The 25,019-nt window shown below is 68.3% G+C and carries 15 protein-coding genes; 1 reads left to right on the forward strand and 14 read right to left on the reverse strand.

Going from position 1 to position 25,019, the window contains the following annotated elements; all coding sequences use genetic code 11:
• Positions 1–119: 119 nt before the first annotated feature.
• The 10 genes from G1H10_RS18640 to pdxR all read right to left on the reverse strand — a co-directional run bounded on the left by G1H10_RS18640 (position 120) and on the right by pdxR (position 17,989).
• Positions 120–1,994 carry an HNH endonuclease signature motif containing protein gene (locus G1H10_RS18640; RefSeq protein WP_163740541.1) on the reverse strand — a complete coding sequence of 625 codons (1,875 nt, stop codon included), beginning with the start codon at positions 1,992–1,994 and terminating at the stop codon, positions 120–122.
• A 1,056-nt stretch (positions 1,995–3,050) separates the two neighbouring features.
• Positions 3,051–6,191, reverse strand: coding sequence for an alpha-mannosidase (locus tag G1H10_RS18645; RefSeq protein WP_163740543.1), 3,141 nt, complete (start codon positions 6,189–6,191; stop codon positions 3,051–3,053).
• An 89-nt stretch (positions 6,192–6,280) separates the two neighbouring features.
• A complete protein-coding gene (locus G1H10_RS18650) occupies positions 6,281–7,150 on the reverse strand; it encodes a carbohydrate ABC transporter permease (RefSeq protein ID WP_163740544.1) in 870 nt (289 codons plus the stop codon).
• 1 nt (position 7,151) lies between these two features.
• The gene (locus G1H10_RS18655) at positions 7,152–8,090 is read right to left on the reverse strand and encodes a carbohydrate ABC transporter permease (RefSeq protein ID WP_163740546.1); all 939 of its coding nucleotides are present in this window, start codon (positions 8,088–8,090) and stop codon (positions 7,152–7,154) included.
• Between the two features lie 13 nt (positions 8,091–8,103).
• Positions 8,104–9,465, reverse strand: coding sequence for an ABC transporter substrate-binding protein (locus tag G1H10_RS18660; protein WP_163740547.1), 1,362 nt, complete (start codon positions 9,463–9,465; stop codon positions 8,104–8,106).
• A 355-nt stretch (positions 9,466–9,820) separates the two neighbouring features.
• The gene (locus G1H10_RS18665) at positions 9,821–11,074 is read right to left on the reverse strand and encodes an ROK family transcriptional regulator (protein ID WP_163740550.1); all 1,254 of its coding nucleotides are present in this window, start codon (positions 11,072–11,074) and stop codon (positions 9,821–9,823) included.
• A gap of 136 nt (positions 11,075–11,210) precedes the next feature.
• Positions 11,211–12,251, reverse strand: coding sequence for a TerC family protein (locus G1H10_RS18670; RefSeq protein WP_163740552.1), 1,041 nt, complete (start codon positions 12,249–12,251; stop codon positions 11,211–11,213).
• A 303-nt stretch (positions 12,252–12,554) separates the two neighbouring features.
• Complete coding sequence (gene uvrB / locus G1H10_RS18675) at positions 12,555–14,663, reverse strand: excinuclease ABC subunit UvrB (protein ID WP_163740554.1); 2,109 nt, start codon at positions 14,661–14,663, stop codon at positions 12,555–12,557.
• A gap of 166 nt (positions 14,664–14,829) precedes the next feature.
• On the reverse strand, positions 14,830–16,371 hold the full coding sequence (locus G1H10_RS18680) for a golvesin C-terminal-like domain-containing protein (protein ID WP_163740556.1): 1,542 nt from the start codon (positions 16,369–16,371) through the stop codon (positions 14,830–14,832).
• 76 nt (positions 16,372–16,447) lie between these two features.
• Positions 16,448–17,989, reverse strand: a complete 1,542-nt coding sequence (gene pdxR / locus G1H10_RS18685) for a MocR-like pyridoxine biosynthesis transcription factor PdxR (RefSeq protein ID WP_163740558.1) — start codon at positions 17,987–17,989, stop codon at positions 16,448–16,450.
• A 71-nt stretch (positions 17,990–18,060) separates the two neighbouring features.
• Here pdxR and G1H10_RS18690 point away from each other — a divergent pair, with 71 nt between their 5' ends.
• The gene (locus G1H10_RS18690) at positions 18,061–18,756 is read left to right on the forward strand and encodes a pyridoxamine 5'-phosphate oxidase family protein (protein WP_216853414.1); all 696 of its coding nucleotides are present in this window, start codon (positions 18,061–18,063) and stop codon (positions 18,754–18,756) included.
• 314 nt (positions 18,757–19,070) lie between these two features.
• Here the strand turns inward: G1H10_RS18690 and coaE are convergent, their stop codons facing one another.
• From coaE to G1H10_RS18710, 4 genes are all read right to left on the reverse strand, one after another.
• Positions 19,071–20,285 carry a dephospho-CoA kinase gene (gene coaE, locus G1H10_RS18695; RefSeq protein WP_163740560.1) on the reverse strand — a complete coding sequence of 405 codons (1,215 nt, stop codon included), beginning with the start codon at positions 20,283–20,285 and terminating at the stop codon, positions 19,071–19,073.
• 71 nt (positions 20,286–20,356) lie between these two features.
• Complete coding sequence (locus tag G1H10_RS18700) at positions 20,357–21,040, reverse strand: hypothetical protein (RefSeq protein ID WP_163740561.1); 684 nt, start codon at positions 21,038–21,040, stop codon at positions 20,357–20,359.
• 206 nt (positions 21,041–21,246) lie between these two features.
• Positions 21,247–22,758, reverse strand: a complete 1,512-nt coding sequence (gene rpsA / locus G1H10_RS18705; RefSeq protein WP_163740563.1) for a 30S ribosomal protein S1 — start codon at positions 22,756–22,758, stop codon at positions 21,247–21,249.
• Between the two features lie 397 nt (positions 22,759–23,155).
• The gene (locus G1H10_RS18710; RefSeq protein ID WP_163740565.1) at positions 23,156–24,664 is read right to left on the reverse strand and encodes a lytic murein transglycosylase; all 1,509 of its coding nucleotides are present in this window, start codon (positions 24,662–24,664) and stop codon (positions 23,156–23,158) included.
• Between the last annotated feature and the right edge of the window lie 355 nt (positions 24,665–25,019).

Here is a 25,019-nt window from a genome sequence, read left to right on the forward strand (position 1 = left end):
GCGGGACGTACCCCGTCTTGAAGTGTGTGGGCAGCACGAGGCCCCGGCGCAGGCGTTTCTGTGCCGGGGACCGTGGCTCGTGCAGGGGCGAGCTTCTGCTTGCTGACATACGGGCGTTGTCAGGTTTCGGGTGGGGGTTGGTGGTCGTGTCGGGGTCGGGTGTTGCGTCTGGGTGTGCGGTCCGGGTCCACCCACGGGGGCGGGAGGAATTCGGGGTGCCCGTCGGTGCCGAGGCGGACTTCCCAGCCGCCGTGGTGGATGACGCGGTGGTGGTGCGTGCAGACCAGGACGAGGTTCTCCAGGTCGGTGGGGCCACCGTCGGCCCAATGGACGATGTGGTGTGCTTGGGTCCAGGCCGGGGGTCGGGTGCAGCCGGGGAAGGCGCAGCCGCGGTCGCGGGCGATGAGGGCGGTGTAGATGCCGGGAGTGACCAGTCGTTCGGTGCGTCCGACGCGCAGGGGGACGCCGTGCTGGTCGACCAGGACGGTGGTGATGTCGGCGTCGCAGGCCAGGCGGCGTAGTGATTCCGAGGAGATGGGTCCGCCGTGGGTGAGTTCGGCCGGGGCGACACCGAAGCGTCGGGCCCAGGTGTCCTGGAGCCACCGCGGGGGTGTGTCGGGGTGCGTACAGCCACCCGCGGTGAACACCCCACCCTCCCTACCAACGCCAGCGCCACCAGCGCCACCAGCGCCGTCGTCACGGCCGTCGCCGGCGTCACTGTGGGCGCTGCCCACATGGGCGTCCGCGCCGGAGCCGTCCGCGTCAGCGTTGTCGACGTGGGCGCTGTCACTGCCGTCGCCGTCGCTGCCGTGGTTGTTCTGGCTCGTGGTGTGGTCGAGCAGGGTGTTCAGGTTGGCGAGCAGGAGGAGTTGGGTGGGGTGGCCGTGGCGGGTGGGTAGGGTGTCGGTGGCCAGGGCACGGCGGGCGAGTTCGGTCAACGCATCGGCCAGGCGCTGGTCCGCGGCGCGCTGGTCTTTCTCGCCGTCCTTGCCCGGTTCGGGCGCGGCCAGCGGGTCCAGTGCGCTGCGCACGATCGCCGCGGCCTCGGTGCCCAGCAGCCCGGTGATGCGCACGGTGCCGTCCCCCCGATCACAGATACGCAGCGACCGTTTACGCTGGGCGCGCTCGTCGCGGTCTTCCAGACTGTCACTGGTGAGCACATGCAGCAGGTGATCGGCCAGGCGCTGCAGCGTGGCCGGGTCGTACTCGCGGGCGAACGCGGCCAGGTCGTCCTCCGCGCGGGCGGCGTCGTCGGCGGGGATGTCGGTGGGGATCTTCGCCATGGTCTTGGCGATCACCACGGCATGCTCATACGAGATCGCTCCCTCGACCATGCCGGCCAGGGTGGCCGGCATACCGCGTGCGTTTTTCACCGCGGTCACGCTGGCGCCCCAGTCCTGCACCGGCGCCGGGGGTGTGAGCCGATGCCCGAGATCCACACACGCCTTCGCCACACCGGGGCGCAGATTCAACACCTCACGCAGCCACGCCGTACACGAGGACGCACCCATCCGCCGCCCAAGATCCCGCGTGTCGGACTCGGCGACCAGCCGGGTGAACAACTCCGCCTGCCGAGCCGCCACCGCATGCACCCGCCGGATCGCCACCGCCAGATCGTCGTCGTTCAACCCCGCCGCATCCACCTCACGACCCTGGGCGAACCCGGCATCCAAGGCGTCGAGCACATCGAACACCAGATGCCCACCACCACCGCCACCGCGCTCGCCGGCCAGGTCCGCATCCTCGGCGACGCCGTGATCGCCCTGGCCGGAACCGCCGTGGTCGGCGCCGTGCTCATCCCGGGCGTCGCCGCCGTCACCCTGGCCGCGGCCGCCCCGGCGGCCCCGGTCGCCCCGGCCACGGTCGCTCTGGCCGGAGGTTTCCGCGGCCGTGCCCGCGAACCCGTCGGCGCTGCCGGATGCGCGCGAGGCGGACCCGGCTCCGGCGGCCTCGCCGGAGCCATCGGGGCTGCTGTAGTGACTGGAGTCGAACATGTGTCTCATTGTAGGCGATCTTACCGCCTACATCCACAGGTGTTCGTACGCTAACCGCGTAATAAGGGAATCAAACCGTGCCACACAGAGGATGTCGCTGTAATGCGTACCGAACCGAGCGCACCTGCCGCGACTATGACGATGAGTTCAGTGGTAAGGCACCTGGTTGGGAGGCTCGACTAGAAGGCCGCCACTCCTGACTTCCCACCGGCGCCAGCGGCCGCCGCCACTGGCACAGGAACCGATAACGGCCCATTGATCGACATCATCCCTACGATGCGCGGGTGAAACGCACCAAACGCGACCGCTGCAACTCGCCGCCAGACGCCTCATCCCGGTGCCGTCTCAGTCGCTCGGGTGCCAGGCCGACGTGCTCCGCCAGGATCCCCGCCGCCTATCGGCGGTGACCCGGGAACAAGGCCACGGAGCCGCGTAGCCCTCCGCGTAGCCTGCTCACCGACACTACGCCGGACAGCTTGCCGAGGCGCTGGACCTTCAGACTGGCAAGGCGGTCATTGTCCACGCATCTGCCCTTGCCGATGCACGCAAGGCCATGAGGGCACTGCTCTTGAGCAACCAACGACGGCTCCACTTCAATGACGAGGGCACCGCGCCGCCGAAGATCATCAGTACCGTCCGGGATCTGAGACCTGCCGGCCGCATCTATGCGAGCAGCGGCGGACGAGACGCACGCGACGAGTGCCTCCGAGCCATGGTCCCAGGGCTGGCCGCGTCCGTTGTCGACTGCGTCCGGTGTCGACCGCGTTGCCATCGAGTGTGACGAGTCAATAGCCAAGCTCGATCGACAAGTCCTGTACCAGGCGACAAAAGCCCTATGCACCTCTCGGCCACCCGAGTATGTGCACCTGAGAGCTCACGAAGAGTTTCTTCTCTGTCTCCCGGACGCGATCGCATGGTGCTGGGCCAAAGGTGGCGTATGGCGCCGCGGTCGTCCGGTCCGCCACATGCCCACGTCACTCCGACCGTCGTCGTGTGATGTGCCGTGTTGCCTCGGCCCGCCCCACAGGACAACCCATGCCGACCCCGCAGGCACGGTCAAGAACGTGCGAATCGGACAGTCACGATCTGGAACGGTCGCATCTCCAGATCGATGCTGCCATCGTCGCGCGTTGAACGGGCCTCGTCGCTACCTGACCGGCCCAGCGGGCGCTCGAGGAGGTCGGTGCGGTACGCCCGCCACGCATCGAAGGACGGGGTGACGCGTGCTGTCGCGCGTCCGCCGAGTGACTCGTACAGCCGCACGACGACGTCGCCGGACCGGTCCTCGGCCAGCTTGACCGCCTCCACCACCACCGCCGGATTGTCCACAGTGATCAGCGGCTCGACCGCACCGCTCCCCCGGACCTCGCGCACCGGCAGGTTCAGCCGGTAGCCCTCGCGCACGGCGTCGCCGATCGAGGCACCCACCCGCAGCGAGCATCGCAGGACGTGCTCCCCCTGGTCCGCGTCCGGGTCTGGGAACAGCGGCGCACGCAGCAGCGACAGCCGCACCGTCGTCGTCGTGCCACCGTCGCCGCCGTCGTCGTCGCGCCGTGTCGTCCGGGCGACGTCGTGCCCGTACGTCGAGTCGTTCGCCACCGCCACGCCGTAGCCGGACTCGCCGACGTGCACCCACCGGTGTGCGCAGATCTCGAACTTGGCCGCATCCCAGGAGGTGTTCGCGTGCGTCGGCCGGAAGACGTGACCGAACTGGGTCTCCGACGCCGAGCGGTCCGCATGCACATCCAGCGGGAACGCCAGCTTCAGCAACTTCTGCCGCTCGTGCCAGTCGATCGTCGTCTCGATGTCCACGGTCGGTTCGTCGCCGTCGAGGGTGATCACCTGCGTCACCGACGACGAGGCGAAGGTCCGCCGCACGCGCACGCCACGCCTGCCGCCGTCCAGCTCCACCACATCCACCTCGTCGGCATCGACCAGCGCGGTCGCGGCGTGCCGGTCCAGCTGGTCGACGTCCCACGCGTCCCACTGCGTCGGCGTGTCGCGGAAGAGCTGCAGCATATTCGCCGGCGTGCCCGATGGGATCACCTCGCGCCCGGCGGCAAGGTCACGCACCGACGTGATCAGCCCACGCTCGTCGACGACGACCCGCACCGCGGCGTTCTCCAACACGAAGTCCGACCCGGAGACGGCCGTCGACGCCACGACGTCCTCGACACCACCGGTGGCGCTGGTGGCACCAATAGCGCTGCTGGTGGTACTCGCAGCGCCCATGCCGTCGCCGTCGGCAGGGACGCGAGGGCTGCGGCCGGCACCGAGCGCGGGCGCCCCGCCGGCCGGGAACGGGCCCGCGTTGAACATGATCCGGTCGTCGCCGTCGTCCGCCAGCGCCCGCAGCGACGCGTCGATCAACTCCTCCACGTCGGCGCCCACCTGCGCGTAGTTCCGTTCGGCCTCGCGGTGCACCCAGGCGATCGACGAACCGGGCAGGATGTCGTGGAACTGTTGCAACAGCACCAGCTGCCAGAGCCGCTCCAGCTCGTCGTACGGGTACTCGCGACCCTGCCGGACGGCCGCCGTCGTCGCCCAGAGTTCAGCTTCCCGCAACAGATGCTCGCTGCGCCGGTTGCCACGTTTGGTCCGCGCCTGCGAGGTGTAGGTGCCGCGGTGAAACTCCAGATACAACTCGCCCGACCACACCGGCGGGTCGGCGTACTCGGCTTCGGTGGCGGAGAAGAAGTCGGCCGGGCCGGCCAGCTCGACCGTCGGCGAACCTTCCAGTGACCTCAGCCGCGCCGCGGCGGCCAGCATCTCCCGGGTCGGTCCACCACCGCCGTCGCCGTACCCGAACGGAACCAGCGACGTGCGAGCCCGCCCCTTCTCCGCGAACTGCCGCTGCGCGCGGGCCAGCTCCGCAGCGCTCAGCTCCGAGTTGTACGTGTCCACCGGTGGGAAATGGGTGAACAGCCGGGTGCCGTCGATGCCCTCCCACAGGAACGTGTGGTGCGGCATCGTGTTGGTCTCGTTCCAGGAGATCTTCTGGGTCAGGAACCACCGGCTGCCGGCGGCGCGCACAATCTGCGGCATCGCCGCCGAATACCCGAACGAGTCCGGCAGCCAGACCTCTTGCGGTTCCACTCCGAACTCCTCGGCGAAGAACCGCTTGCCGGCGACGAACTGCCGCGCCATCGCCTCGCCGCCAGGCATGTTGGTGTCCGACTCCACCCACATGCCGCCGACCGGAACGAACCGGCCCTCCCGCACCCGGGCACGGATCCGTTCGAACAATTGCGGGTAGTGATCCCGTATCCACGCGTACTGCTGCGCCGACGACGCCGCGAACACCAGCCCGGGCTCCTCGTCCATCAGGGTGAGCACGTTCGAGAAGGTCCGCGCACATTTGCGCACCGTCTCGCGGACCGGCCACAACCAGGCCGAGTCGATGTGCGCATGCCCGACCGCCACGACCCGGTGCGCACTGGCGTAGGCCGGCTGCGCCAGCACGTCGCGCAGGGCTGCGCGCCCGTCCGCCGCCGTGCCGGCCACGTCGTCCGGATCGACGGCGCGCATCATTTCCTCCAGCGCGCGCAGGATCTCCGCTCGTCGCGGAAGGTCGGCCGGCAATTCTCGCATCAAGCCGGCCAGTGTCCACACGTCCCGCTCGAGCTCCCACACCTGCACATCCAGCTCGGCCACATCCAGCTGCCGCAGCCGGTACAGCGTCTCGTCGCCGGCGGTCTCCGGATCACCCAGCGGCGTCGGCCGAAAGGAAAACCCGTCGGCGACGTCGGGGTTCGCCGCCGCCTCCACGTACACGTCGATCTCCGCTCCCGGCGCGGCGTCGGCCAGCGGCACGTACCGGTTGCGCGGTTCGACGGCCTTGATGACGCCACCGTCGGGCGCGTAGACCGTCGCCTCGGCTTGGAACCCCGGTTGCGTCTCACTGAACCCGAGATCGAGCAGCAGTTCGACCCGCGCGCCGTCGGCGTCGCCACCCCAGCCGTCCGGCACCCTTCCGGCCAGACGGAACCACACCGTCTCCCACGGCCGGCCCCAGCGCTGTCCGATCGCGGCCGGCTCGAACGGCTGGGTGACGGCCTTCTCGAACGGTACCGGCTCTCCGGGCACGGCCCACGCCTGCACCGCCAGCGGCGACGTCCGGCGGTAGACGGCCGGCCGGATCCGCTCCCGGACGAACCGGTCCAGCCGGGCCTCCACCAAGCGCGAGTTGTCATGCATACACGAACTCCTTCTCTGCGCCCATGACCATCAACCCCCAGACCGGAGACGGCCTGGACGAGGAATCGGTGATCTCTGGGCGATACGGGTCAGCCTTTGACGGCGCCGGCCATGGTGAACGATCCGCCCAATACTCGGGACACCAGCACGTACAGCACCAGCACCGGCAGCGAGTACAGCAGCGAGAACGCGGCCAGCTGCCCGTACGCGACGGACCCGTACTGGCCGAAGAACGTGAAGATGCTGACCGCCGCCGGCTGCTTCTCCGGGCTCAGCAGCAGCACGAACGGGACGAAGAAGTTCCCCCACGCCTGGATGAACACGAAGATGAACACCACCGCGATACCCGGACGCATCAACGGCACGACGACGGTGCGCAACGCCCGCATCGCCGACGCCCCGTCCACCCACGCGGCCTCCTCAAGGCTGACCGGGACCGAATCCATGAAGTTCTTCATCATCCAGATCGCCATCGGTAGCGACGTCGCCGCCAGGAAGAAGATCGCACCCGGAAGCGAATCGAGCAGGTTGAGCCGGACGAACAGCGCGTAGACCGGCACCATCATGGCGGTGATCGGCAGCCCCGTGCCGAACAACACCCCGTACATGAACGGCTTGTTGAACCGCATCCGGTACCGCGACAGCGGGTACGCGGCCAGCACCGCGGCCACCACGGTGATCAGCGCGCAGCCGGCGGAGAGCACGAAACTGTTCCACAGTGGCCGGAAGGTCTGATCGGCACTGAGCACGGCGTCGAAGTTCGCCGCCGACACGCTTCCCGGCACGCTGACCACCAGCGACGCCGACTCGTCGATCGACGCCAGCACCAGCCACCCCAGCGGCAGCAGAAAGCACAACCCGATGACGAGGAGAATCGTGTTGGAGATGGCGCGCACCGACAACCGGCGCGGCGCGGCCACCGACAGCGGACGGGCGGCCGGGCGAGTGGATACCGCCATGTCAGTCCACCTCCGGTCGTAGCATCCGGATGTAGACCACCGAGAACACCGCCCCGATCAGCAGCATGATGGTGGCGATCGCGGTACCGTAGCCGATCCGGCCGAAGCTGAACGCCTCCTGGTAGGCCAGCAGCGGCAACGTCGAGCTGTCCGTGCCAGGGCCGCCCGCGGTCATCACGTAGATCAGCGTGAACACCTGCAACGTCATCAGCGTCGTCAGCATGAAGTTGGTGGAGATGCTGCGCCGGATCATCGGCAGCGTCACGTACAGCAGCCGCTTCGGCCCGCTGGCGCCGTCCACCGTGGCCGCCTCCGTCACGTCCGGCGGCAGGTTGGCCAGCGCGGCCGCGTACACCATCATGGAGAACGCCGCGCCCCGCCAGACGTTCGCGATGATGACCGCCAGCATCGGGAAGTCGTAGAGCCAGTTCGATTCGCCCAGCCCCACCGCGCCCAGAAGCGCGTTGAGCGTGCCGTCGGCGTGGAAGAACGCGTACGCGGCGAAAGCGGCCACGATCTCCGGCAGTACCCAGGCGGTCACCACCAGCGTCCCGACCGCGGCACGTACCACCCCCGTCGCCTGCCGCATCAGCATCGCCAGCGTCAGCCCCAGCACGTTCTGGCCGATGATCGCCGAGGTCAGGACGAAGATGACGGTCAGCCAGACCGACTTGGGGAAGTTCGGGTCGGCGAACAGACCGGTGTAGTTGTCCAGTCCGACCCACGAGGTGTTCTGCGCGGCGGCCCCGGTCAGCGCGGCGTCGGTGAACGAGCCGTAGAAGGACCACACCACCGGGCCGGCCATGAAGATCGCCAGCAGAACAAGTGCGGGTCCCATCGGGAGCAGCCGGCCGGCGGTGCGGCCGGCTCTCCGTGCACGATCGGATCGCGGAGCGGCGCTCCGGCTGACGTCCGGTCCGGTGTCGAGCGTCGTCGTCATGCGATGGGCGCGCTCAGCCGGCGGAGACGACGCCGTCGGGGCCGACGATGCGTTCCACCGCGCTGTCGTACGCGGCGGCGGCCTCCTCGGGCGACTGCTGGCCGGTCATCACCGACTCCATGGCCACCTGGATCTCGTTGGAGATCTGCGGGTAGTCCGACGTCGCCGGGCGGAAGTGGGTGAACTCGACGATCTCGGAGAAGAACTCGAACGACGGGTTCGCCTCGGTGTACTCCGGGTCCTCGGCCACGTCCTGGCGGACGGCGATCTGGCTGGCCTCGACGTCGTAGCTGAGCGAGTTCTCCTTGTTCAGCGCCATGGTGATGAACTCGAAAGCCAGATCCGGCGCCTTCGACCCGGCGCCGACGGCCAGCGTCCACCCGCCGGACATGCTCACCGCGCCCGGGTCCTGTCCGTTCTGCGTGGGCATCGCTGCGTTCGCCATCACGTCGTTCCATCCCGGCCACGGCGCCTCGCCGGACTCCAGCCAGTTGCCCGCCTGCCACGACCCGTCGAGGGCGATGGCGAGTTCGCCGTTCGGCAGCCACTGGCTCGTGACCGTGGCGCCCAGGTTCGGGTCCAGTGCCTGCTGCGGCGTCGGGGCGAGCCCCTCGTCGTAGATGGTCCGGATGAACTCCAGCGAATCGATGAATCCCTGCGATCCGACCACCCACTTCTGCGACTCCTCGTCGTAGAGCCGGTCTTCGGTGCCGTACAGCAGCATCTCGAAGCCCTGCATCGACGACGCCTCGCCCATCGCCTTGCCGGAGTAGACGTTCAGCGGGATGACGTCGGGCAGCTCCTGCTTCAGCGTCCGCGCGGTCTCCAGCACGTCGTCCCAGCTCGTCGGCTCCCACGGGACGGGGATGCCGGCCTGCTCGAACAGCTCGGTGTTGTACCAGAGGGCACGGGTGTCGGTGCCCATCGGGACGCCGTAGGTGCTGCCGTCGTCGCCGAGACCGGCGTTCTTGGCGTTGTCGTAGAACTGGTCCCAGTCCTCCCACTCGGCGAGGTAGTCGTCGAGCGGCAGCAGGTAGCCGGCATCGACGTCGGACTTGATCATGAACGTGTCCTCGTACATCACGTCCGGCGCGGTGGACTCGGAGCCGTGCATGAGCGCCAGCTTGGTGAAATAGTCGTTCTGAGACGCCTCGATCGGCACCAGCTCCACGGTGATGCCGTCGTGCTCGGCCTCGAAGTCCTGCTTCACCTGTGTGAAGTGCTCGTCCGCCTGGGTGAAGTTACCGAACTTCTGATACACGACACGCAAAGTGTCGCTGCCGCCGCCCTCCGCCTCGCCGGAGTCGGAGCCACACCCTGCCATGATCACCATCGACGCCGCGATACTTGCGGCCAAGCCCGCTCTCAGACGCATGGATACTCCTTTGGTCCACGTCTCGTCCGCCGCCCCGATCCGGAAAGCGGCGGACACCGCGTGCGACGCGGGTCACGTCCGCGCCCATCGCACGTGGCACAGACGTCGCGCACGTTCGGCGCCAGCACGATTGGCACCGATTCATTGCGCCTGTCCGCGCCACCACGTCGTCGTCCATCGCCTTGACCGTCGAGCCGACTCCAGGTGGAGTAAATAAATCAAGTGGATAAACCCTTGTCAAGAGGTACCCGGCCGCGTCCACCCCGTCGACGCGGCGCGGCTATATGCACAGAGCCGTGAACCCCGTCTCGGCCGGCACACCCGGTGCCGCCGTCGGCCCGACGCGCGGACCCGCCTACCCGGCGATCAACAGCGACGACGGCCGCGGCGAGAAGCTGTGATCCAGCACGAGACACGCGGCACCGACGGCGCCGACGTCCTCGCCCACATTGGTACCGACCACGTCCACCCCGTGCACGTTGCGGACCGTCGTCGCCGCGTCCAGCACGGGCGGGATCACCCGCAGATACCGGTCCCGCAGCCGGCTCCAGAACGGTCCGCCGAACACCACCCGCTCCAGATCGAGCAGGTTCACGATGTCGGAGACGGCCTTCGCCACCCGGACAGCGGAGCGGTCGAGCACCTGTTCCGCCCGCTCGTCGCCGGAATCCGCGCACTCGCACAGCACCGTGAACCAGCGATCAACCGCCCGAGCGTCGTTATCGGTGGGGACGGACTCCAGCACACCGAGCCCCACGGCCTCTCTGACCAGCGCCATCGGCTCGCACGACGCGCCGATGCATCCGCGCAGGCCGCATGCGCACATCGGTCCGTCCGGATCCACGACGAAGTGGCCGATCTCGCCGGCGTTGTCCGACCTGCCGCGAACGACGCTGTCCCGCACCGCCATGCCCGCTCCGACACCCGTACCCAGGTAAAAGAAGACGAAGCTGCCGGCTCCGGTCGGGCCGCCCGCCCACATCTCCGCCACCACGGCCGCCGTCACATCCTTATCGATCAGAACGGGCAACCCGGTCGCCTCGGACAGCGCCGCGCGCAACGGTACGTTGCGCCAGCCCACGAGGTGCGGCGGATCCACCACCTCACCGCGCTGCGAGTCGATCGGCCCCGGTGAGGCGATCCCGATGCCGAGAATCCGCTCGCGCGCCAGTCCGGATTGATCGATCAGCGCACCGATCGCCTCGGCCATGCCGACGACGATCTTGTCCGGGTCGGTGACCGGTGGGGTCGGCTGTTGGCTGCGCACCACGACCTGGCCGGCGAGATCGAGCACGACGAAGGTCATCACGGCCGGATCCAGATGTACCCCGACCGCGTAGCGGCCGGACGGCTCGAGCCGGAGTATGGTCCGAGGTTTGCCCGGACCCGAGCTCTGCTTGCCGGCCTCCGCGATCAGGCCCAGGTCAAGCAGCCTGCGGCAGATGTTCGTCACCGTCTGGGCGGACAGCCCCGTCGCACTGACCAGCTCTACCCGGCTCAAGCCGTCGTCCGACCTCCTGATGGTGTCCAGGATGACCGCCTGATTGAAGTCTCCCACCCGCGGAAGATTGGTACCCCGACGCATCGAGGCCCCCCAACCCTGTGTCATTCCTGCCACACTTCACCATCGCGCATGGTTCAACGATATTGCCACACCGCGATGCCGGCGCGGCGAAACCTGATGCGGCATCCGGGTCCGAGCACGGATCGCGCCCAGACTTGGCCCAGCCGCGCACAGGGCTCGGTCAGGGCCGTTCCCCGTCGTGCCCCGACCCGGCGGCGACCTCCACCTTGTCGATCTGACGGCGACCGTCCCGGCGTGTCTTGAGCAGGCTCGCCACCGTGGTGATGAGCAACGTCCCCACGATCACCGCGAGCGAGAGCGCGATCGACACCTCCGGGACGTCGTGCAGCGGCTCGCCGCCGTTGATGAATGGCAGGTTGTTCTCGTGCAGCGCGTGCAATACGAGCTTCACGCCGATGAAGGCGAGGATCACGGACAGGCCGGCCGAGAGGTACACCAAGCGCTCGAGCAGACCTCCGATCAGGAAGTAGAGCTGGCGCAGACCCATCAGCGCGAAGACGTTCGCGGTGAAGACAAGGAACATCTCCTGCGTGATCCCGAAGATGGCCGGAATCGAGTCGACGGCGAAGAGCAGGTCAGCCGACGCGATCGCCAAGAACACGATCAGCATCGGCGTGAACAGCCGCCGACCGTCCACGCGCGTCCGCAGCTTGATGCCGTCGTACTCCTGGCTCAACGGCACCCGCGTGCTCAGCCGGCGGATCAGCGCGTTGTCGTAGCTCTCCTCGTGCTCCTCGTGAGTGACCTGCTGTTGAGCCAGCTTGACCGCGGTGTAGACGAGGAAGAGGCCGAAGATGTAGAAGACCCAGGCGAACTGGTTGATCGCCAGCGCACCGAGCAGAATGAAGATGCCGCGCATCACGATGGCCACCAGGATGCCGAACATCAGCACCGACTGCTGGTACTGCCGGGGCACCTTGAACTGGCTCATGATGATGACGAAGATGAACAGGTTGTCGACGCTCAGGCTGTACTCGGTGAGCCAGCCCGTGAAGAATTCGCCCGACGCCTGCCCACCGCTGACGACGGCCAAGCACACGCCGAACACGATGGCGAGTCCGACGTAGAAGGACACCCACCCGGCGGCCTCCTTCATCGACGGCGCGTGCGGGCGACGGGTGACGATGAGCAGATCGGCGATCAGGAGGGCGGTCAGGACGACGAAGGTTCCAACCTCGAACCACACAGGCAGGTCAAGCACGAACGTAGAGTTCCTCTCCGGTCAGCTGATACGCGCGGCGTGCGCCGGGCGCTTTCCGGAGGTCTCTTCCGCCCGGCGGTGGCCGGACCGGAGGCACCGGGTGTGTCCGCTGTGGGACTCATCCGAGATGACGACGCCTCCGCGTAGGGATTACTCCCCTCCACGTCTCCCGCCGAGTATTTCACACGGCTGGTGGCAACTGAGAACGATGTCCAGCATTCGGCGCCGGGACGTGCAACGTCGGCGCGTCCGACGCTGGGACGTGCAACGGCGGGGCGTCCGACGCCGGGACGTCCGACGCCGTCATTTCACCCCGGCCTCGTGCATACCGCGCAGTTCCCGCTTCAGCTCGGCGATCTCGTCCCGCAGCCGCGCCGCCAGCTCGAACTGAAGCTCGGCCGCCGCGTTGTGCATCTGCTCGGACAACTGCTGGATCAGCTCCGCGAGATCGCTGCTCGGCATGCCCGCCAGATCCGCCGCATGTCGGCCGACGTCCGAGACGCTGTGCATCCCCGGCACCGGCGCCTTGCCCCGGCTGGCCGTGCGGCCCGAGCCCTGGATCAGCTCATCGGTGTCCGCGTCTTCGCGGGCGAGCATCTCGGTGATGTCGCCGATCCGCTTCCGCAGTGGCGTCGGGTCGATCCCGCGTTCGGTGTTGTACGCGATCTGCTTCTGCCGCCGACGGTTGGTCTCGTCGATCGCGTTCTGCATCGACGGGGTCATGGTGTCCGCGTACATGTGCACCTGGCCGGAGACGTTCCGTGCGGCACGCCCGATGGTCTGGATCAACGACGTTCCCGAACGGAGGAAACCTTCCTTGTCCGCGTCGAGGATGCTGACCAGGGAGACCTCGGGTAGGTCCAGGCCCTCACGGAGCAGGTTGATGCCGACCAGGACGTCGTACTCCCCCATCCGCAGCTCGCGCAACAGCTCGACCCGGCGCAGCGTGTCCACCTCGCTGTGCAGGTAGCGGACGCGGACCCCGTTCTCCATCAGGTAGTCGGTGAGGTCCTCGGCCATCTTCTTGGTCAGGGTGGTCACCAATACCCGTTCGTTCTTCTCCGCGCGCCGGTTGATCTCGTGCATGAGATCGTCGATCTGTCCCTTGGTCGGTTTCACCACGACCTCCGGGTCGACCAGACCGGTCGGACGGATGATCTGCTCGGTGACGCCCTTGCCCTTGTCCAGTTCGTACGGACCGGGCGTGGCCGACAGGTACACCGTCTGCCCGATCCGGTCCAGGAACTCGTCCCACTTCAGCGGGCGGTTGTCCATCGCGCTCGGGAGCCGGAAGCCATGCTCGACGAGCGTCCGTTTCCGGCTCATGTCGCCTTCGTACATCCCGCCGATCTGCGGCACCGTGACGTGTGACTCGTCGATCACCAGTAGGAAGTCCTCAGGGAAATAGTCGAGGAGGCAGTTCGGCGGCGATCCTGGTTCACGCCCGTCGAAGTGCCTCGAGTAGTTCTCGATACCGGAAGTGAAGCCGACCTCGCGGATCATCTCGAGGTCGTACGTCGTGCGCATCCGCAGCCGCTGCGCCTCCAGAAGCTTGTTCTGCTTCTCCAGTTCGGCCAGCCGCTCGGCCAGTTCCGCCTCGATGCCTTGCAGGGCGCGCTCCTGGGTCTCCGGAGCGGCCACGTAGTGCGACGCCGGGAACACGTACATCAGGTCCTCGTCGCTGATGACCTCGCCGGTCAGCGGATGGAGCGTGGTGATCCGCTCGATCTCGTCGCCGAAGAACTCCACCCGGACGGCGAGCTCGCCATACTGCGGGATGATCTCCAGCGTGTCGCCGCGGACCCGGAACGTCCCACGGGTGAAGTTCTGGTCATTGCGGGTGTACTGGATCTCCACCAGCCGGCGGAGCAGCGCCTCCCGGTCGCGTTCCTCGCCGACCCGTAGCCACACCATCCGATCGGCGTACTCCTGCGGGTTACCCAGGCCATAGATGCAGGACACCGTGGCGACCACCACCACGTCGCGCCGTGTCATGAGCGCGCCCGTCGCCGAGTGCCGCAACCGCTCGACCTCGTCGTTGATCGACGAGTCCTTCTCGATGTAGGTGTCGGTCTGCGGGACGTACGCCTCGGGCTGGTAGTAGTCGTAGTACGAGACGAAGTACTCGACGGCGTTGTGCGGCAGCAGGTCGCGGAACTCGTTCGCCAGCTGGGCGGCCAGCGTCTTGTTCGGCGCCAGCACAAGCGTCGGTCGTTGCACACGCTCGATCAGCCAGGCCGTGGTGGCGCTCTTTCCGGTGCCTGTGGCGCCGAGCAGGACCACGTCCTTCTCACCCGCGCGGATCCGCTGCTCAAGCTCGTCGATCGCCTGCGGCTGGTCGCCCGACGGCTCCCACTCGCTGACGACCTTGAACGGTGCTTCGCGACGGACGATCTCGGTGGTAGGACGCATACCACCAACGGTATGTCGTCCCACCGACAACGTCACCGCCGCCGCCACCCACACGCCCCCTCCAAATGATCATGTGAAGTGGGTTTTCTCGCGCCGTACCATGTCTGCAGGCATGGTAGTGCACGTAGAAACCTACTTCACATGATCATTTAGGGTCGGGTCAGGGTTACTTGAGGAGGGAGAGGCGGACGGCGTCGGCGATGAGGTAGCCGGAGCCGGACGTCCAGCGGCTGACGCCGACGACGTCGCGGGCGCCCCCGGACATGGTGAACGTGCCGATGGCCCGCCACCCGCCACCGCCGGCCCGCTGGTTGACCCGCACGGTCTGGTTTCCACTGGACGTCACGACGACGTACGGCGTGGAGTCGTTGTAGCCCGTGTCGGACGGATACCAGACCTCCACCCGGTACGTTCCGGACTCGGGCAGGTCGGCGCGGTACCAGACCGGATCGGAGATCGGCTCCGGCGTGTTGAACAGGTACGCGTCACCGTACTTCTGGCCGGACCACGACGACTGCTCCCAGCTCGAGCCGGCCGTCACGTCACTCGACGGCGCATCGACGACGACGTCCCACACCGGGTCACCGCCGCCGGTGTCCTCGGTGACGTACCCCATGTACCGCGTCCAGTCCCAGATCTGTCCGGGGCACGGCGTGGAGGACGCCTCGTTGTGGCCGATGATGCGCTGCCGCGTCTTCGGGATCCCGTACGTGTCGCAGACGTGCCGGGTCAACGCCGCAGAGGAACGGTACATCGCCTCCGTGTACCACGAGGCCTGATCGAAGTAGCCCTCGTGCTCGATCCCGATCGACTGCCGGTTGATGCTCGAGTTGCCGGCGTGCCAGGCGTAGTCCTTGTGCCGCACCATCTGCGTCACCTGCCCGTCGGACGAGCGGATGCAGTAATGCGCGGAGACGTTCGCCGACGGGTTCTGGAACCACGAGATGGAACCGGCGTAGGTGCCCTGCATCATGTGGATGACGACGTAGTTGATCGGATAACTGCTCGGCCGGTTGGACGAGGTGTAGTTGCTGGAATGCGCGGCGACCCAGAGCGCCGGCGGATAGTCGTCGGTCATGACGCCGACGTCCCGCGTCGCGACGGAGCGGTCCGGCTCCACCGGATTGGCGTCCAGGGCCACGCCGGACGCGTTGACGCCGTTCCAGAGCGCCTCGTACACGCCGTCGGCATAGAGTCCGGCCACGTAGGAGTCGCCGGCGCCGGAGTAGCGGGCCACGATCGGGTACCAGGCGCCGAGGTCCTTGCGGGTGCCGGCGGACAGCCCGGCGTCGTCCGCGTACGCGCGCAGCACGGCGGCCGCACCGTCGATGTTCGCGGCCTCGTTGGTCCGCAGTTTCCGCGGCGAGTGCTTGGTCAGCTCGGCCGCCTCGACGAGCGTGTGGTGAAAAGAGTTGTCGACCAGGTGCATCAGGCCGTAACCCTTGGACTGGCTCGGACCGTCGTGGCTGGTCAGTCGCGTCTCCGCGTAGCCGACCGCGACGAGCAGGTCCCGCGGAACGCCGTGGCGCGACGCGGCCTGATCGAATGCCCGGTCGAGCGCGCTGGCCGTACGGGCCTGTGCCGGCAGCACACCCGATCCGGCGACGACGGCCCCGAGCAGGGCGCCGCCACCGAGCGCGAGCGCACGACGGCGCGAGAGGGTGGGAAACGTGGTGGCCGAAGGGGTGGACGGGGGGACAGCGGACATCTGAACTCCTTCGATCTGACGAAACGATCTCCGGTCGTCCCCGGAATATATTTCCAAACTTTGGGTGCGTCGACCCCTAGATGGGAAATTCTTTCATCGCTTCAGCGAACTCGGCGGAAGCGTGAAGTGTCTCGAGGACCAACTGGAGGCCCTGATCCAACTCGGCTTGATCACCAGGCGCCGCGAATCCCAGCGCGAGCCCGGCGAACGACGGCCGCCCGACGAAGTACCGGCCGATCCCCTCCAGCAAGACGCCCGCATCCGACGCCGCACGGACCAGCCTGTCCTCGTCCGTGCCCGGGCCGAGGATCGCGACCACGTGGGCACCGGCGCGATCGCCGACGACGGTGATGCCCGCGGCCGAGAGCGTCCGGGTCACCAGCTCGTACCGTGCGGCCAGCTCCCGCCGGACCCGTCGCAGATGCCGGGCGAGATCCCCGAGTTCCGCCATCGCCGCCAGCACACGCTGCCCGGCCGGCGACGGTCGGACACCGCGCGAGTCCCGGTACGCCACGACGGCCCGGGCCACCTCGTCCGGCGCCACCATCCAGCCGACGCCCAGCGACGGCGTCAGGATCTTGCTCGCGCTCCCCACGTGAATCACCACGTCCGGGCCGATCGCCGCCAGCAGCGGCAACGGGGCGACGTCGTAGCGCAGCTCGCCGTCGTAGTCGTCCTCGATGATCCATGCCCCGTGCTGCCGCGCCCACTCCACCAGCGCGACGCGGCGCGACGCCGGGAGCCGTGCGCCCAGCGGAAACTGGTGCGCGGGTGTGCAGTAGACGGCCCGCACGCCCGGCGGGATCGCGTCCACCAGCACGCCGTCGGCGTCCACCGGGACCGGCACGACGCGGCACCCGGCCGCTTTCAGCACGGCCGCCGCCCGCGCGTACCCCGGTTCCTCCATCGCGACCGTCTCCCCGGCCCCGAGCATGGCCGCCGCGAGCTCGGCGATCGCGGCGGTGGTGCCGCCGGTGGCCACTACCGCCGCGCCGTCCACCGACAGCCCGCGGTGCCGCAACAGGTGCTCCTCTACGGCGGCGCGATATGCCGGGACGCCGGTCCGCAGCGGCCGTCCGTCCGGTTCGACGTCGCCGGCGCGCCGCCACGCACGGCGCCACACCTCCGGCCGGACACCGGCCGCCCACGGCGAACCGGGCCGCAGGTCCACCACGCCCGGGACGCCGGCTCGGTCGTCGGCGCGGACATCGGCGCGAAGACCGGACGGGTCGTCGGCCGGGTCGTCGGCGTGGTCGTCGGTACGGTTCGCCGGTGTGCCCGCCGGGTGATCCCCCGGCTGATACGCCGGATGGTCGACCACGCCGCGCCGCGCCACCCCGGCGGCCTGTCTCGCGGCCAGCCTCGCAGCCGGTCTCGTGGCCAGGAAGGTACCTGATCCGCGGTGCGCGACCAGCCAGCCTTCCGCATACAGCTGCTCGTAAGCCGCCGCCGTCACGGTACGGCTGACCCGCAGTGACGTCGCCAGCGCCCGGGTCGACGGCAGCCGCTCCCCGACCCGGACCAGCCCGCGGGCGGCAGCGTCACGCAGTTGATCCGCCAGCTGGCGCGCCAACGGCTCAGCCGAGTCCCGGTTCACGATCAGCGGCAGCTCGATCACATCAGTGGCCTTTCAGAGTTTCGTCGAATTGGCCATTCAAGAATGCCACTCGCTTGGCGATCCTGGACGACGTGACCATCGACGACCAGCTCTCCCCCACGACCCGCAGCACCGTTCGGCGCGGCCGCAAGCGCGCGCAGACCGACCGCCACCAGCTGTACGATCTGCTCGACTCGTGCCTGATCTGCCACCTGGGTATCGTGCTGGACGGTGCTCCGGTGGTCCTGCCCACCGGCTACGGGCGCGACGGCGACACCCTGTACGTGCACGGCTCCACCGGATCGGCCAGCTTGGCCGCGGCGACCGCCGGCGCGCCGGTCAGCGTCGCCGTGACCCGCGTGGACGGGATCGTCTACGCCCGCTCGGTCTTTCACCACTCGATGAACTACTCCAGCGCCGTCGTCCACGGCACGGCCACCGCCGTCACCGACCCGGCGGTCAAGCTGCACGGGCTGCGGGTTCTCACCGAACACATCGTGCCGGGCTCGTGGGAGCACACCCGGCAGCCGAACCGCAAGGAGCTCGCCGCCACGCACGTCCTCGCGCTCTCCCTGCGCGAGGCGTCGGTGAAGCTGAGGTCCGGGCCACCGAACGACGAGGACGACGACGTGGCCGGCCATCGCGAGTGGGCCGGGGTGCTGCCGCTGCATCAGGTCTGGGGAACGCCCGAACCGTGCCCGCTCCTTCCGGCCGGACGGGCAGTACCGCCACGGATAGCCGAGCGCCCGGTTCTGGGTGCGCGCCCGGACCCCGAGATGGTGCGCTGAGTCTCTGCATGCGCGCTCAGTCTCTGCATGCGCCTGAGTATCTGCATGCGCCTGAGTCTGTCCAAGTGGGCTGAGTCCGCTTGCATGGTGCGCCGAGCGCATGTCCATGGTGCGCTGAGTTCACGCGAACTTGGCGTCGGAAAACGATTGCCAACGTGCAACCACCGCACCATGCACCCGCGCGCACACCTGGTATGCACGACGCGGAACGCGCCGTACCAGGATGCTCGGTTCCAGCCGCACTCAGGCTCCATCCGGTGCTCAGGCTCCATCCGGTGCTCAGGCTCCACCCGGTGCTCAAGCACCGGCAGCGCTCAGTCTCCGGTCCGTCGGCCGGCGGCCCAGGCGTCGGCGCGAGCCAGCGCCGCGTTGATCCACGGCGTCTTCAGCTCCGCGTACTCCTCGATGGAGTCGTATGTATGCTCCGCCAACTCGCGCTTCAGCCCGGCGTAGTCCGCAGCCTCGCCGGGCATGGCGCGCAGCCAGTCGCGCAGCAGCAACGCGTCTCGCCATGCCGGCGAATCCTCCGGCCGCACGTGCACATTCACCGCGCGTGCGGGATCCGCGTTGCAGGCCATCGCCTTGTCCCGTTCGGATCCATCGCGGAGCACGTCGTACCAGCGCTCCGGCATCCGCACGAAACCGACCTCGTGCAACTCGTCCGCGACCGAGCCGGCGGTCGGCAGATCCGCCACGACGACCTGCACATCGAGGACGTCCTTGGCGGGCAGGCCCGGTACCGCGGTGGAACCGATGTGGTCGATCCGGTGCGCCCGTCGACCGGTCACGTGCCGGATCCGTTCGATCAGCCGCCCGGCCTGCGACTCCCACGTCGGGTCCGCGTGCACGATCGCCGGCCGGACCCCGGGTACCCCCGTGACCTGCGGATCGTGCTGGACCGGTGCGCGGGAGGCCGCACGTCGCTCGCGGAGATTGCGCTCGTACGGCACCAGCCGACCGTGCCAGAGGACGTCGACGCAGTCCAGCAGCCGCTGCGGCGGGCCACTGTTGTCCAGCCACACGTCCGCCGCCGCACGCCGGGCGTCGTCGTCGGCCTGCGCGCGGATGCGGGAGCGAGCGTCGTCGGCGTCCATCCCCCGCCCGGTCAGCCGGCGGACCCGCTCCTCGTCCGGTGCGTGCACCACGATCACCAGCGGGTACGACGACGCCAGTCCGTTCTCCACCAGCAGCGGGATGTCCTCCACGACGACCGCCTCCGCCGGTGCTTGCGCGACGAGTTCGGAGCGGCGCCGATACACCAGCGGATGGATGATGCCGTTCAGCGCGGCCCGCCGCTCGTCGCTGCCGAAGACGAGGCGGCCGAGCTCGGCCCGATCGAGGGTGCCGTCCGCCGCCACAACTCCGGCGCCGAACTCGCTGACGACGGCCTCCAGGCCAGGCGTACCCGGTGCCACGACCTCGCGCGCCAGCTCATCCGCGTCGATCACCACCGCGCCCAGCTCGCCGAGCCGACCCGCGACAGTCGACTTCCCGGCGCCGATGCCCCCGGTGAGTCCCACACGCAACATGCCTGTGACTCTATCCCGCACGGCCCTTGACAACTCGTCAGGGAGCAACGATCGCCGACGGCTGGCGCGTGTTATGACTCTGGTGTGGGCGAATCGAGGCCCAGCATCTCCGCGGCGAGGTCGAGCATGACGACCACCTCGGCCTTCTCCGGCACCACCCCGCGCCGCAACGCGATCACATAGGTCCGCACGCCGTCGGCCAGAATGAAGGTGATCTCGCCGTCGCCGGTGAGCAGGTAACCTTCCTTGCCGCCGATCGTCTGCGGTTCGACGTCACGCGAGGTCGAACCCAGCGTGGTGTCGATCCGGCCGGTCGCCGTCTCCTCGTCGACATACGAGCTGACCGCGATCTCCACAGCGGCCTTCTCCGGCTCTGCGTCGGGTGACGGCGACGGCGACGCGGTCCGACCGCTCACAGGTGCCCCGTACCGACAGGTGAGGCGGCCGGTACGACCCGAGTCCTCCAGGAAGTCTTCGTTATAGACGCGTTGCGTCTCGCCGTCCAGGGAAGTCTGCAGGATCTGAACCACCCGGCCCGCGGTCATCAACTCGCTGCACTCGAACGGGACGTCGAGCGTCGAGGTGGGTTCGGGCGTCGCGTCGCTCGCCTCGGTCGCTTCGGCGTCGCCGGTGGGCTCTTCCGTCCCTCGGGGAACCTCGGGAACCTCGGGCTCCTCGTTCTCGGTGCAGCCGCTCAGGAGCAGGATCACCGGGAGGACGAGAACAGCAAGACACTTCCGTAGCACTCGACTCACGCGCAATACCGTACCTGCTCGATGAGCACAGATTTCATGATCACCTGTCACGATTCCCACACATCCCGGCCACCGGTCGGTCGCTACGGCCCGCTCGGAGTCACACACCGTGGGCGCATCCGACGGCTCTGCGCACGCGAAAGGGCTGGAGAGAGCCTCGCCTGTGGCGAGACCTCCCCAGCCCTGTTCGACCGTGGTTGACCGGGTCAGTTACCGGTCAACTTCTCCCGCAGCGCCTGCAGCGCCTCGTCCGAGGCGAGCGTTCCGCCCTCGTCAGGCTTCGGCTCGGCCGGCGAAGCACCCGACGACGAGTACTCCGACGGGTTCTCCGCACGAGCCTCCGCGTCCGCGGACTGGGCGCTCTCGATCTGCGCCTTGTGCGCCTCCCACCGGGCGTGCGCCTCGGCGTACTGGCGCTCCCACTCGGCGCGCTGCTCCTCGTAGCCCGGCAACCAGTCGTTGGTCTCGGGGTCGAAGCCCTCGGGGTACTTGTAGTTGCCTTCCTCGTCGTAGTCGGCCGCCATGCCGTACAACGTGGGGTCGAAGTGCTCGGAGACGTGCTCGGCGGTGTCGCCCTCGTTCGCCTGCTTCAGCGAGAGAGAGATCCGGCGACGCTCCAGGTCTATGTCGATGACCTTGACCATCGTGTCCGCACCGACCTCGACCACCTGCTCCGGCACCTCCACGTGGCGCTCGGCCAGCTCGGAGATGTGCACCAGGCCCTCGATACCGTCATCGACCCGGACGAACGCACCGAACGGCACCAGCTTGGTGACCTTACCCGGAACGATCTGGCCGATCTGGTGCGTGCGAGCGAACTGCTGCCACGGGTCTTCCAGCGTGGCCTTCAGCGACAGCGACACCCGCTCCCGGTCCATGTCGACGTCGAGCACCTCGACGGTGACCTCCTGGCCCACCTCGACGACCTCGGACGGGTGGTCGATGTGCTTCCAGGACAGCTCCGAGACGTGCACCAGGCCGTCGACGCCGCCCAGGTCCACGAAGGCACCGAAGTTGACGATCGAGGAGACGACACCGGAACGGATCTGGCCCTTCTGCAGCGTCTGCAGGAAGGTGGACCGCACCTCGGACTGCGTCTGCTCGAGCCAGGCCCGGCGGGACAGGACCACGTTGTTGCGATTCTTGTCCAGCTCGATGATCTTGGCCTCGATCTCCTTGCCGACGTACGGCTGGAGATCGCGGACGCGGCGCATCTCCACCAGCGACGCCGGCAGGAAGCCGCGCAGGCCGATGTCGAGGATGAGGCCGCCCTTGACGACCTCGATGACCGAACCGGAGACCACGCCGTCGGCTTCCTTGATCTCCTCGATCTTGCCCCACGCGCGCTCGTACTGCGCACGCTTCTTGGACAGGATCAGGCGGCCTTCCTTGTCCTCTTTCTGCAGGACCAGAGCTTCGACCTCGTCACCGACGGCAACAACCTCGTGCGGATCGACGTCGTGTTTGATCGACAGCTCACGCGAGGGGATGACGCCCTCGGTCTTGTAGCCGATGTCGAGCAGGACCTCGTCCCGGTCGACCTTGACGACGGTACCGGCCACGATATCGCCGTCGTTGAAGTACTTGATGGTCTCGTCGATCGCGGCGAGAAAGGCCTCCGCAGACCCGATATCATTGACCGCGACCTGCGGCGATGCAGGTGCCCCGGCGGCGGGTGCTTGTGCGGTGGGTGTTTCGGCCTCGATGCTGCTCGTCATGTGGAAGCGGGCTCCGGACAGTTGTTGTTCTCACGGTTACGCCACAGGCCCTTTGATCGCCGTGCCGAGGGACGGAGGGTCTTGGAGAACACCGGCCGACCGACATGAACGAGCGCGAGCCTGCTCCGTCCGAGGTCGCGCAGACCCACAGCGCACAGGAAAGATTACCCGCACGCTTGCTCTACGGTCAATTGAACGCGCATCGCGATCAGATTACGGACCACGATCCACGTCTCATCCATGTCATCTGTTGTGGCCGGGCCGAAGACGGACCCACAACCGCCCCGGCACGGTAGGTGTGGCGGCACAGCGCGGCGTCCATGGTAGCCGCTCGTGTCGCACCATACCGCGCCGCCTACCGTCGCCGGTGACCGACCGACGGCCAGGCGACTGAGGCTCAGTCTTCGTCTGCCGGGTCTAACGTCCGAGAGGGCCGCGGAGTTTCCGGTACGTCCGGTGACGGCGACTCGTGGCGATCCTCATCATCGTCCGGTTGCCCGTCGCCCTCGTCCTCGGAGCACTCGGACGGCGTGTCGGAGTCTGGGTCGCCCGCCTCGTCGTCGCTGCTTGTGCCGGACTCGCTCGAGTCCGCGGCGTCCGAATCCTCGGCCGCATCCGCATCAGGGGCCTCGCGATCCGATTCTTCGTCCTCAAGCGGAGCCACCGTCCGGTCTGGGCACTCCGGCTCGCTCGGATCCGGGTCGGGCGTCTCGGTCGGCTCAGGCGTCTCGGTCGGCTCAGGCGTCTCGGTCGGCTCCGGCGTCTTAGTCGGCTCCGGCGTCTTAGTCGGCTCGGGCGACGTGGTCGGCTCAGGCGTCTCGGTCGGCTCAGGCGTCTTAGTCGGCTCCGGCGACGTGGTGGGCTCGGGCGACTTGGTCGGCTCAGGCGACGTGGTGGGCTCCGGCTCCGGGTCCGGCGTCTTGGTCTTGGTCGGCTCCGGATCGGGCTTCTTGGTCGGCTCGGGGGACTTCGTCGACGTTGGCGGCTTGGTCGGCTCCGGCCCCGGTGACTTCGTCGGGTCGGGCTCCTTCGTCGACTCTGGCTCCTTGGTCGGCTTCCCGCTGGGGTCGCGGTCCGTGCCGTCGTCGCCACCGGGCTTGTCTGTGGGCGACGGCTTCCGGCTCGGGCCGGGCGACGTCTCGTCGGAGGAACCGGGCTCGTCGGCACCGCCCTGCGCCACGGTGACGTCCGGCCCCGGACCGGCGTCGTCCACCGGCGCCACGTCACCCTCGTCATACGCCGCGATCCAGCCCATCACCGTGCGCACGTAAGCGGCGGAGTTGTTGTACCGGCGAAGCGCCGAACTCAGGCCATGATGCGTGGACAGGTCCCCGCCGCCGTAACACAGGTAGTTGGCGGCGCTCAGGGTCGCGTCGAACACATTGTGCGGGTCCGCGACGCCGTCGTCGTTGCCGTCCACACCGAACGCCTTCCAGGTGCCCGGTATGAACTGCATGGCCCCCACGGCACGGTCCCACCGCGTATCACTGTCCCAGCGCCCGCCGTCGGTGTCCGGGATCGCCGCGATACCGGGGCCGCCGTTCAGCACCGGTCCGAGGATGCGCGGCTGAGTGTCGCCCCGATCGTTCGCCTGGCCACCGCGAGCGTGGCTGGACTCGACCTTCCCGATGCCGGCCAGAATCTGCCACCGAATGTTGCACGCGGGCTGCTGCTCGCCCCACGCCGACGCCGCGCGGTTGTACGCGTCGAGCAGGAGACCCGGGATCCCCATCTCAGCGGCGAGTGGTATCCCCGATCCGGATGGGGAACCCAGATCGAAGTATGGCGAGCCGTGCTGGCTGGTGGTCTCGCTGTCGGACTCGTCGACCCGCGTCACCGACGCGGTCGCCGACTCGAGCTCTGCCAGTTCCGGGGCCTGGTCGACGTTTCGCACCTGCGAGTTCATCGACGGAACGTCGCTGAGCGCAGAACCGTTCGCCACGGACGCGGTCGCGTCCCAGCCCGGCTCCGGTAACGCGTCCCCCCTACCCAGACAGAAGATGCTGACAACCGCAACTAGACCCAACGTCACTCGTGGTGCACGCCGCACGCAGACCTCCGCGTTCGCCCGCCGCCGTACGCCCCCTGGCACAGCCTGTTCCGACCCTTAAGTCACGAGCTTGTCACGATTGATTGGACTTCGCTACCCATGCGGCAGATGAACTACTTGAACTTCTTGCGAACGACACGCCCCAGTCGTCCCTTCCCGGCCTGATGTCCGGTCCGGGCGCCGCGCGTCGTCGCGATCATGTACCGCTTTG

This window comes from Phytoactinopolyspora halotolerans (assembly GCF_010550675.1).
Lineage (GTDB): Bacteria > Actinomycetota > Actinomycetes > Jiangellales > Jiangellaceae > Phytoactinopolyspora > Phytoactinopolyspora halotolerans.

Coding starts and splice junctions, on each gene's coding strand:
- G1H10_RS18640 (WP_163740541.1), bottom strand. CDS start 1,994: ATGTTCGACTCCAGTCACTACAGCAGCCCCGATGGCTCCGGCGAGGCC.
- G1H10_RS18645 (WP_163740543.1), bottom strand. CDS start 6,191: ATGCATGACAACTCGCGCTTGGTGGAGGCCCGGCTGGACCGGTTCGTC.
- G1H10_RS18650 (WP_163740544.1), bottom strand. CDS start 7,150: ATGGCGGTATCCACTCGCCCGGCCGCCCGTCCGCTGTCGGTGGCCGCG.
- G1H10_RS18655 (WP_163740546.1), bottom strand. CDS start 8,090: ATGACGACGACGCTCGACACCGGACCGGACGTCAGCCGGAGCGCCGCT.
- G1H10_RS18660 (WP_163740547.1), bottom strand. CDS start 9,465: ATGCGTCTGAGAGCGGGCTTGGCCGCAAGTATCGCGGCGTCGATGGTG.
- G1H10_RS18665 (WP_163740550.1), bottom strand. CDS start 11,074: ATGACACAGGGTTGGGGGGCCTCGATGCGTCGGGGTACCAATCTTCCG.
- uvrB (WP_163740554.1), bottom strand. CDS start 14,663: ATGCGTCCTACCACCGAGATCGTCCGTCGCGAAGCACCGTTCAAGGTC.
- G1H10_RS18680 (WP_163740556.1), bottom strand. CDS start 16,371: ATGTCCGCTGTCCCCCCGTCCACCCCTTCGGCCACCACGTTTCCCACC.
- coaE (WP_163740560.1), bottom strand. CDS start 20,285: ATGTTGCGTGTGGGACTCACCGGGGGCATCGGCGCCGGGAAGTCGACT.
- rpsA (WP_163740563.1), bottom strand. CDS start 22,758: ATGACGAGCAGCATCGAGGCCGAAACACCCACCGCACAAGCACCCGCC.
- G1H10_RS18710 (WP_163740565.1), bottom strand. CDS start 24,664: ATGAACTCGCAGGTGCGAAACGTCGACCAGGCCCCGGAACTGGCAGAG.